Origin of the sequence: Flavivirga aquimarina (assembly GCF_030540835.1) — a bacterium.
Lineage (GTDB): Bacteria > Bacteroidota > Bacteroidia > Flavobacteriales > Flavobacteriaceae > Flavivirga > Flavivirga aquimarina.
Window position 1 is genome coordinate 1 of sequence record NZ_JAUOEK010000024.1, and the last position, 15,365, is coordinate 15,365.

The window sequence follows — 15,365 nt, forward strand, 5'->3', positions numbered from 1 at the left end:
TTTTTCACCTAAATTGGTGTTTCCACAAAAAGACACAAGATGAAAGTATTGAATTCTTCTCAGATAAACGCCTTTGGCGGTATTAATTTTGTTTTGGATGAGTTTGACAAGATGCACCTTGGCGATTTTCTCCAGTCCAATCTTCCTGTTTTAAGCCCGACCACTTTTTACAACTGGAAAGATATATTTTATTCTTTCGCCAGTATCTACTATTGTGGGGGCGATTGTATAGAGGATTCAAAGACAGTACTCTCCAGACAGTTTTCAGGTAATCCGATATTCAATCTCTGCAGCCCGATACCCTGCTTCGGAGGCTCAGGCAACTAGCCACTTTGCAGCAGAGTTGCAGTACTGCCAGAGGACGTACCGTACACCAATATAATTGCAATGACCTGCTGGCAGACCTCAACATAGGATGGCTTAAAAGGAATGGTGCATTCAAGCAGGCAACAACCTTCATCGATTACGACAATACGATCATCTTCAACGAGAAGAGCGATAGCCGGATGACCTATAAACGTGCATATGGATACCAGCCAGGAATATGCTTTTTGAACGGGGACAGGGTACTTTATCTTGAAAACCGCAATGGAAATAGTGATGCAAAGTCATTTCAGGGGGATACCCTTGAGCGCCTGTTCAAAATCCTGGCCAAAAATGGTATATCCCGTCTTGATTTTTTTAGAGCAGATGCGGCCTCCTATCAATATGAAGTTATCGAAACGTTAGAAGGCAAAGTCGATACCTTTTACATTGGAACCAGAAGGAGTTATGTGGAAAAGTACTATCCACAGGTCAAAAACTGGCAAAAGGCAAAGGACAGGAAGGGAGAGGATATTCAGGTAGGGGATATCAGCTTCAAGCCTTTTTCCAATCGCTATAGAAAGGGAGAGCCCCAAAAAACATATAGGCTACTGGTAAAGAAAAAGAAAAGGAACGATGGTCAAATAGACGTATTTACACAGGACGGCTTATGACTACCATTCTGTGATAACAAATGATTTTGGGCTCTCCCCGCAAGAGGCGCTGGAACGTTACTACAACAGGGGTAATGCCGAAAAACAATTTGACATCCTTAAGAATGACTTTGGATGGAACCACCTGCCGTTCTCAAGTCTGGAAAACAATACTGTTTTCCTCTACTTTACCGCTCTGTGCAGAAACCTCTACACAATTGTTCTGGGAAGGTTGAGCAATAGGTTCAAAAGCCTCGAGCCTACTTACCGTATCAAGAAATTCATCTTCCACTTCATCGCTGTTCCTGCCAAGTGGGTCAGGCACTCAGGGCAATGGTGCCTCCGCTTATACAGTGGCGTACCTTGAAAAACCTTATAGACCGACCCAAAAACAATTGATCGTATTGGTAGAAGATTGCCTGGCCTGCATAAGTGGGGTGTGAACACATGCCCCAAAAATGGCCGCCTACTAACATCGGGCAATGCATGGCCTAAAATATAAAAGAAACGAATGGTTTTTCTTTATAAACTCAATATCCCGATTGAAAAATGTCCTATAATATAGGAAACTGGCAAAATATACATACACTTGCGGATTTTAGGAGTTATCGGGACGGGACTCCTCAGAATGACCACCCAATCGTTTTTTTACAACCAAAAAAGGTTTCTGTTTTACTGAAAATAATATAATTATGTATTTTTTAAAATAATACCCACCCGTTTTTATCTTTTTGTTGTATTTACTTATAGATTGAGGTTGTCTGTACGTTTTTTATTTCAGCAGAAATGATACCCACGATTGAGTTTAGCTTTTTATTTCCTTGTGGTGTTGCTACATTATGCAGAAAAAAATGAAGTTTAGAAGCAAATAACATGTAGATAAGATTGTTTTAAACCATAAATAGTCAAGATGAATTTATAACCCAATTATAATGTAAATGAATTATTTCCAATAAAATAAACCCACTTTTTAAAAAATTAGCAGTAGGTCTAATTTAATAAAACCTTGCAAAACTAAAACTAAACTAAATTTACTCAAAACATGTATGAAATAAAAGCCCTTCGATTAAAAAAGAATTCCTCAACCTTAATGCTAGATATCTGTTGGCAGATAGGGTATCCATTGAAAATACCATTTTCGAGTGTTCGCTGAGCCTTTCGGTCGGAGTTTATACTGAGCCTTTCGGCTATGCTCAAGGTAAACTAAACCGAAGTACCCAAGGTAAACTAAGTCGAAGTGAAGTATGGCTACTAAGTTTCTCGACTTCAATGACCACAGGAATCAAAATACTCTCAGAAACCTTGCTTTGGTTCTGCTAATAGTCAGGCTGAGCTTCCATTGAAATAGATACCTGTCTATATGGTAACAGGGACAAGAATCTCATCTCGTCACCCTAATAGTCATGAAACTTAAGAAAGCACGAGGTTCTGTCACTTAGAGAGATTTGTATAATCAACCAATTAGAGATGGATTAGTAAAACAATGATTCCGCTGGAATTGTCACTAGTGTAGTCACTGAGCGTAGCCGAAGTGAACCCATCTATCAGAACACAAAAACTAAATTAAAAAATAAACAAACCTAATGTCCTATAAACCTAAGAAGTTAACCAATATGCTTTCCTTCTCGATAATTATCGGAATAAGAAAAGAATTCATAAAATGTATGATGCGGATTGTTATATGCTTGTTTTATACTACCCTATTTAGCTTAACGTTCGAGCATGCGGTATCTCAAAATAGCAAAACCATTTTTATAAAAGAATCTCATGAGATAGAACAACGAAGCGTTTCAGGCATAGTTAAAGATCAATCCGGAGTTCCTATATCCGGCGCAACCATCTTAATAAAAGGTACAAATAATGGTGAAGTTACCAATTTGGATGGCCGGTATACCATTTTGATACCCGACACGTCTCATATATTGGTGTTTATGTCTTTAGGTTTTGAAACACAAGAAATAACAGTTGGTAATCATCTGCCTGCCGGTCAGGCAGGAACTACTATTGATGTTACTCTTAAAGAAGCTATAAACCAATTAGAGGAGGTAACCATAGAAGCAGGTTATTATAAAACCTCCCAAAGGTTAGCCACTGGAAGTATTAGTAAAGTTGAGGCAAAAACTATAGAAAAGCAACCTGCTAATAATGCTATGGTCGCTATTCAAGGGCATATTCCCGGTGTAAACATAACCCAGAATACTGGAGTTTCCGGTGGAAGTTATCGTATTAGAATTCGTGGGCAAAACTTTATAGATTCAGGAGGACCTTTAGGTGAGATCAACGATCCCTTATATGTTTTAGATGGGGTACCTTACAATTCCGGGTCTTTAGAATTGAACTCCTTAGCGAGCCAAATTATTCCTGATGGAAATGTAAATCCATTAAATGTTTTAAACCCGGCAGACATTAAAAGTATTGAAGTACTTAAGGATGCCGATGCTACGGCTATTTATGGATCTCGAGGTGCTAATGGCGTGGTACTGATTACTACAAAGAAAGGCAGGAAAGGAAAAATACAGGTGAAACTTAATGTTAGTAGTAGTATAAGTGAAGTAACCGGTTTTGTAGATCTATTAAATACCCAGCAATATTTAGGCATGCGCATTGAAGCTTTGAAAAACGAAGGTTTTATGCCAGAAACATTACCGGTTGAGTATCATAGTGCTTTTCCGGACTTATATGTATGGAACCAAGATCGTTATACAGATTGGCAAGAGGAGCTTATTGGAGGTGCTGCTTTTAGACAGAATGCCCAATTGTCTTTTTCGGGAGGCAGTGCCCGAACACAGTTTTTGCTAAGTGGTGGTTATTCAACAGAGACTACTGTATTTCCAGGAGATTCAAAATATAATAAAGTTTCAGTATATGCTAATATAAACCACCAATCTAAAGACAATCGTTTCAAACTGAGTTTTTCGGGGAGTTATGGTTCAGATACCAATAATTTACCTACTCAAGATTTAACAAAACAGGCAGGAATTTTGCCGCCAAACGCTCCAAGGCTTTATAATGACGCCGGTAATTTAAACTGGGAAAATTCCACTTGGGAAAATCCTCTGTCTATATTAGAACAAGAGTACCATGCAAGAACACATAGCCTTATTGCTAATACAGTGTTATCTTATCGCCTCATCCCATCGTTGGAGTTTAAAACCAGTCTGGGGTATACCGATTACCACTTAAACTCTTATGCGACATATCCTCATACCAGTTTTGACCCCAATAGCACTTCTGGGCAAGATAGCAGTTCGTCAAGAATTAGTACGAATAATGGTTCTCGCTTGTCTTGGGTAGCAGAGCCTCAAATTAATTGGCAACAGCATTGGGGAGATGCTAGTTTGAAACTACTGGTAGGTGCCACTTTTCAGCAAGAAAAAGATTGGCAATTGAGTGAGTCCGCATCAAATTTCCCCAGTAATGCACAACTACTTGACTTAACAGCAGCCGAAAATAGAATGCCTGGTCTAGATACAGAATCTGAATATAAATATCAGGCCTTTTTTGGGAGGATTAATTTTAACTGGAAAGATAAGTATGTTTTAAATATAACCGGCCGTCGAGATGGTTCCTCTCGATTTGGACCCGGTAAACAATTTGGTTATTTTGGTGCCATTGGAGCTGCATGGTTATTTTCGGAAGAAACCCTCTTTGAAGATAATACTGTTCTGAGTTTTGGGAAATTACGTGCCAGTTATGGTATTACAGGAAGTGATAAACCACCTAACTATGCTTTTTTAGATACTTATGAGGTTTTTGGAAACTACAATGGTTCGGGTTTAAAGCCAACGCGCCTTTTTAATCCTAACCGTGCTTGGGAAGCAAATAAAAAGTTGGAAGCAGCTTTAGAACTAGGTTTTTTTAAGAACCGTATTTTTCTGTCTGGAGCATGGTATCGTAACCGGTCTTCCAATCAATTACTTCCTATTCCTTTACCCAATACTACTGGGTTTTCCAGTATAAATGCGAACTTAGATGCTATTATAGAAAATACAGGTATAGAGATCGATTTGCGTACCATAAATATTCAAAGTGGCTCCTTTACATGGCGAACAGCCTTTAATATTTCGGCAAATAGAAACAAATTAGTAGCATTTCCACAATTGGAAAACTCTACCTATGCTAATCAACTTCTGATAGGAGAGCCTTTAGGAATTACAAAACTATATCATGTTTTACAGGTTAACCCTGAAACAGGTATATGGGAGTTCGAAGATTATAATAAGGATGGGGTTATAAATACAGATGACCGTCAATGGCTTGAAGACTTTACACCTAAGTATTTTGGAGGCTTAGGGAATACCATCACTTACAAGAATCTGCAATTAAATGTGTTTTTCCAATTTGCAAAACAAAAAGGACGAAGTTATTTTCAGTCCGGGTTTTTTAACCTGGGAGAGATTGTGCAAAATACGCCTGTATCAGTCTTGGATCGTTGGCAACAAGTAGGTGATGAGAATCCGATTCAACGTTATTTTCTATCTACAAACCATGAAGCAGCGATGGCATCAGTGAAGTATCAGAATAGTAATGCATCAGTCACTGATGCTTCCTTTATAAGATTACGAAACATATCTTTAAATTATACGATTCCCAAAATTGTAACAAAGAATACCGATATAAATATCTACTTCCAAGGTCAGAATCTGTTTATTATAACTGGGTACGATGGTTTAGACCCTGAAGTACAAAATTCATCTATTTTACCACCACTACGACAATTTACTTTAGGATTAAATGTGTCATTTTAAAGAAAGCTAATATAAAAAGGGTATCTGAAAAGTGAAACACCCTCTTTTTACTTTAAAATTTAACGTGAAACTTGAATAAGAAAATTTGTGTCAGTTTGAGTGATTTTTGCAAAAAATCGTATCGAAAACCTGTTTGCCGACAGGCTGACAAGTAAATTTTCGACTAAAAAAGCTTCTCGATACAAAATTCTTTCAGAATTTCACTCGAAGTGACTTCCGAACTCTTAAACAAGTTTCACGTTATATTTAAGGAACTAGAGACCAAAAATAGACTCTTATTCCTTTTTTAAGATTATTCGAAACCTTTGTATAAAATAACATTACATGGTGATATACTGTTCTGTTTTTGATATACTTGATGGACACTGAAACCTACCGTATAAGTGCATATTGGATTATATGAGGAAGTACAGTCACAATTAATAGGAGATACCAGTGTGCAGCTAATCTCATTAGGGTTTTGGTACCACCCTTGAGTAACTACTATATCATCTGCCATACTGTTTTCGGCAGAAGTAAAAGCAAGCGAAGCAGTGATAGCCAATATCAATGCTAAAGCTGGAAAAGCGATTTTGAAAATTTTTGTTTTCATAATAACATATTTAAAAATTAATGACCTACTCTCTTTTACAGGTTTTCGGTCTTACCCTGACTATAGTATTTTAAAGCCTTGATCTTTGATTCTTGTGGTAGGTAAGTCGTATAAAAAATGCTTGATCTAAATCCATTTATTTACAATGGTATCGTAATCTTTGGCTTTATACCTTAAAAATGAGAATTAGATATCGTTAATAGTTAATAATTCGCTTATCGCTATATAAACTAGCATAGGTGGAATATAAAAACACAAATAAAGTATTGTTATAGTGATGAATTTTTGTAATTGTCTGTATGTTAGTAATATACGATCAAATATAGAATTTATAGTGTATAAAAAATTACTCAAAAAGGATAATAACTTGCCTGAGAGGGATTAGTTAATACGGCTTGATTTTGAAATGTTATTAATATGAGCTCTAAATTAACGTGATTTCTATGATATTTCCATTTGATTTTTATAAAAAGTTTTGTTTTTGATTAAAGTACAAATAAAGAGATGGACATACCATACCCTAAACATACTACAAAAAAATGACACTAATTTTACGAGTTTATTTGGTGGTCTGCAGATTTCAAATCAATATAGATTAAACCTCTTTGAACAAGAAAAAGCCAGAGCGCATTCGTTTTTTGAAAAGTAATTAAAAATTGAATATAAATTGCTCTGGCCTTTTGGGGGCTTTTTAGAGTAAATCCTTAACGTCGGATACTAATATTACTATAGGGTTATAAAGTAACATGTGGTAGATTGCCTAACTTAAATAAGGATTCGCCCGATTTTATTTGTTTAACAAGCTCAGCTCTATCAATACCAAAAGCATTGGACAAATAATGCAGCTGCTTATGTTGCTTAAAACCATTAAACGTTGTAAGAAAACAATGCCAATGCTCACCATAATCTATAATTTTAGCAACTGCTTTAAAATTTTTTTTTGAAACTCCAGAGATATATTGACTTAATGTAAACCCGAAATCATGATAGGCTTTAAAGATAAAAGAAGTTAAAATTTCTAGGGGAAGAAAGCACCAATTAAGTAACTTTATCTGATCCTCTTTCTTGTCGGTTTTTAAAAGTAACATTAAATTTTCTGGAACTTTTATTTTTTGAAATTCCTTTTTTAGTTTTAACCAATGAGTACGCGCATTTTTAAATATGTCACTATCCGTATCTGTAAGAACCTTTTCACCGACCTTTTCTTTAGAACCCCTATTTAAAATCATTTGCTTTACAATAATGCGATTGCCGTATTGTTTAATGGGATTCTCCATTTCAAATTCCCTATCTTCAAATATGAAATGTGATTTGTGAGTCTTTTTATGTGTCAATATGCTTTGTATCATTGCTTTAGGTTACAGGTAGCTTTACAAGTTAGCTTAACAAACAAATTTAGGAAGCAATACTTATTCCAAAAGGATAAAAACTTATCTGAGAGGGATTAATTTGTAATACCTAATTTTAAGAAGACAGTAATACGAAAGTATGATTGTGCTGTATTTAAACGAAACTACACCAATGAATTTAGCACAAGTAAATTTTAAAAAAATGTTTCAATATGTTAAGATCTAATGAAATATTGAGTTTGTATTTTTTTATTAAGGCTATATTATTTCTTTTGACAAGAAGTACGATTGAGATATCACATAATCTAGGTCTTTGAACATATTATTAATCTAAGTTTGATTAATAATATTTATTTGAAAATCAAGATACTAGATTGTGTGTCAGGTTGGGCCCTGAGACCAAAAAAAATATCAAGCGGATGAAATGACGTTATTGAGTATGGTCTGTTAGTAGTTTTACTGTCATTCCAGTGTGGTCGCTGAGCGTTTTGTGCTGAGCGTAGTCGAAGTAAGCCGAAGAGAAGGAAGGAATCTTATAGTTTTTGATATGTATCATATTTATTGATACAATATTAATATTTGTATTTCCCAATCATGAAATTCCAGTCTTCATTTTGACTCAGCAGCAACCAGAGGATTGGGGCTCATTTCAAGGTATTTATTATTACGTTTTCTTGTCCATAATTATAATTTAACCCTTCCGTCTTTGATTTCTTTTATTGAAATCAAAGCCACCTTCCCTCACAAGGGAAGGTGTTTTTGTTTCTAACTTAATTTTGAAATTGTAATCTACTTTTTCAACTCTCCTGCTTTACTTTGACTGTGCTCCTTTAGGTGACAAGTAAGAATATTACTGAGTTTATCACTAAAATTAGTTTGTCTTAAATCGAAACTCAAGTTATTATTATTGGTCAAACAGAAATAAATTTTCTTATTCAAGATTCGTTTTGCTAGTATATAAAAGAAAAAAGCCAGAACGCACTCATTTTTTGAGAAGTAGTAAAAAAATGAAATAGATATTGTTCTGGCTCTTTTGGGGGACGTTTAGAGTAAACTCTTAGTTTTTAATTATAAATTATCATATCAATTTATATAATAACCTGAGGTAGGTTATCTAATTTAAACAAGAATTTATTCGATTTTATTTGTTTAACAAGTTCAGCTCTATCAATACCAAAAGCACTGGACAAATAATAAAGTTGCTTTTGTCCTTTTAAACCATTAAATGTTGTAAGAAAGCAATGCCAATGCTCACCACAATCCATAATTTTACCAACAGCTTTAAACTTTTTTTTTGAAACTCCAGAGATATATTGACTTAGTGTAAATCCGAAATCGTGATAAGCTGTAAACATAAATGAGGTTAAAATTTCCATGGGAAGAAAGCACCCGTCAAGTAACTTTATCTGATCCTCTTTCTTGTTGGTTTTTAAAAGTAACATTAAATTTTCTGGAACTTTTATTTTTTGAAACTCTCTTTTTAGTTTTAACCAATGGGTATACGCGTTTTTAAATATGTCATTACTCATATCTGTAAAGGCTTTTTTACCAGCCATTTCTTCTTTAGGAACCCCATTCAACATCATTTGCTTTACAATAATGTGGTTACCATATTGTTTAATAGGGTTTTTCATTTCAAATTCCCTGTATTCAAACATAATTTGTTCTTAATTTAGAATTAGATGTACAAAAATCGGAAACGATACTTATTCTAAAGGGATAATAACTTGTCTAATAAGGATTAACTAACACGGTCAGTTTTAAAGTGATGTTAATTGAATAAGATAACAGTGATTTCTAAGATAACAACAAGCGATCACTATCTGTTTTATGGATTATTACAGGTAATAAGTTTTGTCTTAAGAATGATTATTTGCTATTAGAATTTTAATTGCCGGAAAGTTGAAGGCTATATATGTTGGTTTGCCAGTGTTGCTTTTTATTGATTTTAGCTACACTCAATCTCCAGAATCCCTATAAAAAAAGAGATCGAGCGCAACCGAAATCGTTATAAATCTTAAAAGACAACAACAAAGGTCGTTGATAAAATTTAGTTTAAAAGGATTAAAATTTAGTTTATAAGGATTAAATTATTTGTAGAATAAGAATCTGTTTTTTTGGATTTTTGACTATTGCTTTTTGTTTCGGCTACGCTCAACCTGTAGAATCCAACTAATGTGGTGATTGGGCGCAACCGAAGTCAAAAGACAAAAATTACTAACCAAAACAAAGATCGATCATATAGTTTAACTGAAATGGATTAAAACTTGCCTGAAAAGGATTTTACCATGTTTGTTTTAGTTTTAACCTTAAAAATTATTGAATTTCCAGCTAAAACTTAACATAAAGTATTGTTTAAGAACCATACTTTGGGAATCTTGAATATAATCATTGGTCGCTATTCGTCTTGCGTTTGTGTTTTGATTTAATAGATCATAAACTTTTAAAGTTAAAATGCCTTGGTCTTTAAACATAGTATAAGCCAAGGTCGTGTTCCAGAACCAGGCACTTTTTTGAAAATCTGTAGCCACGTTTGGATTATAATTAAAGCTTATGTTGTGTAGCCATTCAAATTTTTTAGGAACGAATGTTGTCATTTGTAACCCTACTGAATGATTAAGAAACTCTTGATCGTTAAAATTCTCCAGGTCAAATGTGGTTTTGTTAAAAGATATCCTATAATTTGGTGTAATCATCATAACATCATCCCATGAAAAAGTTATACCGGCGTGAGGTGTTAGAGCAGTATTGTTGGAAACATATTGCACATCATTATTAAAATTAACAGATTTGTTTATACTTGTAGACAGCCCCAGACTATACTTAAATGTTTTTAAAGAATCTATTTTTACTTCCTTATTATAACTACCACTGGCACTTAAACTATAGCCTCCATTTACATTGGCATAGCTTGTGTTTCGTACAAAATTTTCATCTATACTTGTTTTAGTAACTACCTGATTGTTACTTAAACGGGCATTGATATGGCTAAAAAAACCGCTACGTTTTTGAAAATTAAAGGCATGGTACCCAAAATAAAAACTATGGGTATTTGTAGGTTTTAAATTGGGATTTCCTGTCACCGTATTTAAAGGGTTAGAGACATCTTGAAATGGCTGTAATTGTGATAATAACGGAGGCGTATTGCTTAGGTTATAACTAGAATATACGTATGATTTTGGATTAAATCGATAATGAAAATTAGACCTTAATTCAATATTTTCAAAATCTCGCCCTAAACTTAAATCGGGTCTTAAAAAATCGATATTCTCCAGCGTTCTGAATACATATCCCATTTCTGAACTAACAGACCACTTTTCTTTTTTATAAGTGAGTTTTAACGCAGGAGTACTTCTTTTGTTTATATATTCAAAATCTGTGCTTAAGTCTTCATCAAATAAAGTGAAATCCTGTGTATCTGCTTCAAAAGTATAGGTGCTTTTTATATTTTCCTGTGTATCATTTCTATAATTAAACTTAAAATCTAAGAAGAATTCTTTTGCTTTTAAGGGCCATCTAAAAATGGCACTTGTATAGAATCCTTTTAATTTTTCGTCGCCATCTGTAAATTGGTTTCTATTGGTAGTTTCCGAGTCCGATCCAAAAATAGAAGTTTCAGAATTTAAAAAGGCATCGCTTTTTGTGGACTGATACTTATTCGAAATAAGGAATCTAACATAAGTTCCCTTTTTACCAAATCGTTTCGTGATACTTAAATGGTTATTAAAGTTTTTATTTGTAGTTTCTGTAAAAGAAGATAAAATAGATTGGTTTGTTAAGGTGTCTTCTTCGTCTAAGGACGTTTCATCTGTAGACGTTTCTGCTTTATTAGTGCTGATGTTAAATGATGGATTTATGTTGATTAAAAGCGTAGAATCGACTTCGATATTTAGTCCTAAATTAACATTATGATTACCACTTTCATTATATGAACTCGTATTAGAACTGGTGGAATATCTAGAGTCGGGGAGAATATATTCTCGTTGTATTGTGTTTTCGTTTTCAGAACGGCTATCAGAGAAAAAATAATTGGCAGAGAGATCACTTTTTTTTCTCAATTTGTCAACATAATTGGCACCATAATTTTGAGATATTGTAATGCCTTCTCCACTGGTAAGCCCTCTCCCAAAACTAAATCCAGGCGAATTAATATTGTTACCTCCGGCAAGAATACTGATACGTTTATCGTTATCGAAAAGATTAAGCATACCGGCAAGCTCGTAACGCTTATTAGTTCCTGTACCTGCTGCAACTTGCCCAAAGATACCATCATTATTTTCTTCTTTTATAACGAGGTTAATAGTTTTTTTTTCTTTGTCGCCTTCGTCTCCGGCAAAAGCTTCTGCTTTGGTTTTTGTGTCTGTAATTTGAATGTTTTCAATAATTTCTTTGTTTAAATGTCTGGTTGTTATAGTAGGATCATTGCTAAAAAAGGGTTTTCCATTTACCAAAATATTATCCACCTCTTTACCGTTTACGGTTATTTTTCCTTCTTCGGTAACTCCTACGCCAGGCAGTTGCTTTAATAAATCTTCAACATTAGCATCCTTTTTAGTTTTAAAAGAGGCTGCATTAAATTTTAAAGTATCTTTTGCTATAATAACAGGAGGACTCACTTTTATAAGAATTTCGTCCAAAGCATTAACATCTGTTTTTAGATTAATGGTGTCCAAATTAATAGATTCTTGATCTAAATTAATAGATTGAAAGTGGGTTAGATAACCAACATAAGAAATATAAAGGTTTAAATGCCTATCTGCTGTTTTTCCTTCTAAAGAAAACCTGCCATTTTTATCCGAAATGGTATAAGTGACTAATAGGCTATCTTTAGCGCGTTGTAAATAAATAGTGGCAGCTTCCAAAGCCATTTTATCGGTTTCGGTTATTAAAGTTCCGGAAATTTTAAATGGTTTCGTTTGGGAGAAAGCCTTTATTGTGCAGAGCATTGTTAATATGAAAAAACAATATTTCACAGATTTAAATTTTAGTTAATTTTTTGATAATAAATGAATTATAAAACTTAAAACTTGTGTAAACATGTAGTTTACATATTAAATATTTTATAATGGTAGTTTTTTGAATTCATACAGTAGGTTTTTAAAAATGTTCTTATATTTTTATAATATGATTGTCAATTGATGGTGAGAATTTATTTTCAAGTTAAAGACTAAAACTCTACAATTTCATTGCAGCTACTTTAGTTTCTATAAACCTTTTTCAACAACTTTGTCATTCTGCACTTGATGCGGAATCCATTTTTCATAGGTGGATTCCTATCTTCGAAGGAATGACAATTGGTCATAGACTATGCTATGGTCAAAAGGCGTTTCATTCCTTACCCAAAACCATTAATTTTAAATCCATGTTGATTTATTGTCCGATACTTGAAATTCTTACCTTTTCAATTCCAGCTACGCTAAATCCTAAAATCTTAGTAGTAGGTATTAGGCGCAACCGAAGTTGAAAAGACAACAAAATTAACTAACAACTATAGAGCAAATATCGATGATAAAAATTATCTCAAATGGATTAAAACTTGTCTGTAAAGGATGTATTTAGTGGTTTACTGAAAAGAAACGTGTTTTTGATTAATTAAGGTGTGTTCGATTTAAGAATAAATATATTTATTAGAAAATCAACACGCTAAACTTGAATGTCAGGTTGAGACCCGAGATTTTTTTTAAGCGGATATAATGACGTAATGCCTCCTCGAGTACTTCGACTCCGCTTAGCACAGATCGCTCAAGATAAACTAAAGCCGAAGTACTCAAGGCGGCAAGTAACAATATTATTGAGTTTATCCTTAAAATGAACTTGTCTTAAACCAAACTCATATTAACTAGTCAGTTAATTAAAAGCTTTTTATTGATTTTGATGAAAATTAGATTGTTTTCTTAAATCTCTTGGAGAAAAGCCATATTTTTCTTTGAAAACTTTAGAAAAATGAGGTGCGCTAATAAACCCTGTAACATGAGCCACTTCTTTTATAGATGTATCCGTATGTTGGATTAATACACTTGCTTTTCTTAACCTTTGGTCTATTAAAAAACGAAAAATAGTTTGTCCATATAATTGTTTGAATCCGTATTTTAATTTGTATTCATTGGTTCCAAAGGTATGTGCTAATTCTATTAATGGTGAAAGCGGTTTATCTAAATTGTTTATAATATAATCATGTACTTCTCGAATTTTTCTAATATCTAAATAGCTTAGATTTAGCTGTACTTTCTTGCCGGTAGAGTTGCCAGTTGTTTTTTCTTTGTTCTTTCTCGAATTTACAATTTCTTGTAATTCGTTTTTCCTTTCCATACTACTCTTAATAATTTCTATGGACGTGATTATGATTCTTTCCGATTGGTTAATCCGGTCTATATATTTGCTTACCAGACAATTTGTTGGTACGATTAAATCTTGTTTGGATTTAAAATATAACTCTATAGATTTCTCTAAGGTATCTTGATTTGAATGTTCTAACTTGGTCTTTAAATCTTTCCAAGCCAATTTAGAATCTTGAGTTAGGAAGGTAGAAAAAGTGTTTTTCTGTAATTCATCATCATTAAAAAGCAACATTTGTTTTATTCGAGAATTATAAGTTATAATAACATCTTCTGGGTCTAATACAAAGAACATTTGTACCATATGCTTATAAGTTTCTGTTAAATTTGTATAGCCTTGATGAAGAAAAGAACCTCTTATTTCTTCAAGAGACATATTAACCAAAGCGATGAGTGCTTCGATGCCATCATTCATGTTGGATCTTTCAATTTTGTATGAAAAATTCCCGCTCGCAAATTCCATGAGCATGTTATGGATCTGTTTTATTCTTTTCTCATTGATAACTTCATCGGTCATAAATCCTAAAGAGTTTAATCATTTAATGTAAGAGGGATATACTTTAATAAACTGAATAAATCAAAAATTATTTTATTTGAAAAATTAGTATGACATTAAAGTTATGCGGTTCATAATTATACAGGTTTATAATCATTTAGAAACTTTAAAGCAGCCTCCTTTGTGGTAAAAGCTTTAGTTATGATGGAAGGACTACTTGTTTTGATATAAAAACCTGATATGGTATAGGTTAATGGACTATTGACTAATAAAGCAACTACCTTTAATAAAGTAGAGCCTTCTATAGCGAAATAGTTTCTTGCTTCTTTATTTACACTTTTAATACCTCTTATATCACAAAGAATTAAAAGTGATTTGCCTTGTTGTAATGCGAGTCTGTCACTCACAATTTTTTTTGCAACTTCCAGATCTATCTCGACTCCTTTTTTATAAACAAAGTGAAGAATGTCTTTTTCAATCCAGAATTTTGAGTATTCATTTTCTATATGGTTAGCCAAAGTGTTTTAAGATTTAAGGGGTTCAAAAATTTCATATTTATTTTTAAATATACGCACAACTAGTGCTTTTTGTCTTAATTTAATTTGTTTATGAGAGAGAAACATCTTATATAATTGAATGGATTCAAACAAAACTAACTAGTGCATAACAAATATAATTACAATTATTTTAACATTATTGAGGAAAAACCGTACTTTTTTATACTTAATGAGTAATTTTTGATGGCAATTGTGTTTTACCCTTCTAGTTAAAAATTAAATGATGTTTTTTAAATCTATATAAATGCAATTACTTGTAATTCAAATAGTTATTGATTTGTTTTTTGCTACATAGATAACAATCTATAGTTTTCTACAGAAAGCATTTGTCT

At 33.2% G+C, this 15,365-nt stretch carries 9 protein-coding genes; 3 read left to right on the forward strand and 6 right to left on the reverse strand.

All coding sequences use genetic code 11. From position 1 onward, the window contains the following. Nucleotides 1–332 precede the first annotated feature (332 nt). The 3 genes from Q4Q35_RS01025 (at nt 333) to Q4Q35_RS01030 (ending at nt 5,704) form a co-directional block, all read left to right on the forward strand. Nucleotides 333–977, forward strand: coding sequence for a hypothetical protein (locus Q4Q35_RS01025; protein ID WP_303276059.1), 645 nt, complete (start codon nt 333–335; stop codon nt 975–977). Nucleotides 978–987: 10 nt separating this feature from the next. Then, nucleotides 988–1,323: a transposase gene (locus tag Q4Q35_RS22350; RefSeq protein WP_367892729.1), complete on the forward strand. Its 336-nt coding sequence runs from the start codon at nt 988–990 to the stop codon at nt 1,321–1,323. 1,297 nt (nt 1,324–2,620) lie between these two features. Beyond that, on the forward strand, nt 2,621–5,704 hold the full coding sequence (locus Q4Q35_RS01030; RefSeq protein ID WP_303276060.1) for a SusC/RagA family TonB-linked outer membrane protein: 3,084 nt from the start codon (nt 2,621–2,623) through the stop codon (nt 5,702–5,704). Between the two features lie 292 nt (nt 5,705–5,996). Here Q4Q35_RS01030 and Q4Q35_RS01035 read toward each other — a convergent pair whose 3' ends face one another. The 6 genes from Q4Q35_RS01035 to Q4Q35_RS01060 all read right to left on the reverse strand — a co-directional run bounded on the left by Q4Q35_RS01035 (nt 5,997) and on the right by Q4Q35_RS01060 (nt 14,994). Continuing rightward, nucleotides 5,997–6,296: a DUF6520 family protein gene (locus tag Q4Q35_RS01035; RefSeq protein ID WP_303276061.1), complete on the reverse strand. Its 300-nt coding sequence runs from the start codon at nt 6,294–6,296 to the stop codon at nt 5,997–5,999. Nucleotides 6,297–7,030: 734 nt separating this feature from the next. Next, a complete protein-coding gene (locus Q4Q35_RS01040) occupies nt 7,031–7,645 on the reverse strand; it encodes a hypothetical protein (protein WP_303276062.1) in 615 nt (204 codons plus the stop codon). 1,088 nt (nt 7,646–8,733) lie between these two features. Next, on the reverse strand, nt 8,734–9,279 hold the full coding sequence (locus tag Q4Q35_RS01045; protein WP_303276063.1) for a hypothetical protein: 546 nt from the start codon (nt 9,277–9,279) through the stop codon (nt 8,734–8,736). Between the two features lie 675 nt (nt 9,280–9,954). Next, the gene (locus Q4Q35_RS01050) at nt 9,955–12,591 is read right to left on the reverse strand and encodes an outer membrane beta-barrel protein (protein ID WP_303276064.1); all 2,637 of its coding nucleotides are present in this window, start codon (nt 12,589–12,591) and stop codon (nt 9,955–9,957) included. 916 nt (nt 12,592–13,507) lie between these two features. Continuing rightward, a complete protein-coding gene (locus Q4Q35_RS01055) occupies nt 13,508–14,497 on the reverse strand; it encodes a helix-turn-helix domain-containing protein (protein ID WP_303276065.1) in 990 nt (329 codons plus the stop codon). Nucleotides 14,498–14,613: 116 nt separating this feature from the next. Then, nucleotides 14,614–14,994 carry a DUF7793 family protein gene (locus tag Q4Q35_RS01060; RefSeq protein WP_303276066.1) on the reverse strand — a complete coding sequence of 127 codons (381 nt, stop codon included), beginning with the start codon at nt 14,992–14,994 and terminating at the stop codon, nt 14,614–14,616. Nucleotides 14,995–15,365: the final 371 nt, after the last annotated feature.

Coding starts and splice junctions, on each gene's coding strand:
- Q4Q35_RS01030 (WP_303276060.1), top strand. CDS start 2,621: ATGATGCGGATTGTTATATGCTTGTTTTATACTACCCTATTTAGCTTA.
- Q4Q35_RS01040 (WP_303276062.1), bottom strand. CDS start 7,645: ATGATACAAAGCATATTGACACATAAAAAGACTCACAAATCACATTTC.
- Q4Q35_RS01055 (WP_303276065.1), bottom strand. CDS start 14,497: ATGACCGATGAAGTTATCAATGAGAAAAGAATAAAACAGATCCATAAC.
- Q4Q35_RS01050 (WP_303276064.1), bottom strand. CDS start 12,591: ATGCTCTGCACAATAAAGGCTTTCTCCCAAACGAAACCATTTAAAATT.
- Q4Q35_RS01035 (WP_303276061.1), bottom strand. CDS start 6,296: ATGAAAACAAAAATTTTCAAAATCGCTTTTCCAGCTTTAGCATTGATA.
- Q4Q35_RS01045 (WP_303276063.1), bottom strand. CDS start 9,279: ATGAAAAACCCTATTAAACAATATGGTAACCACATTATTGTAAAGCAA.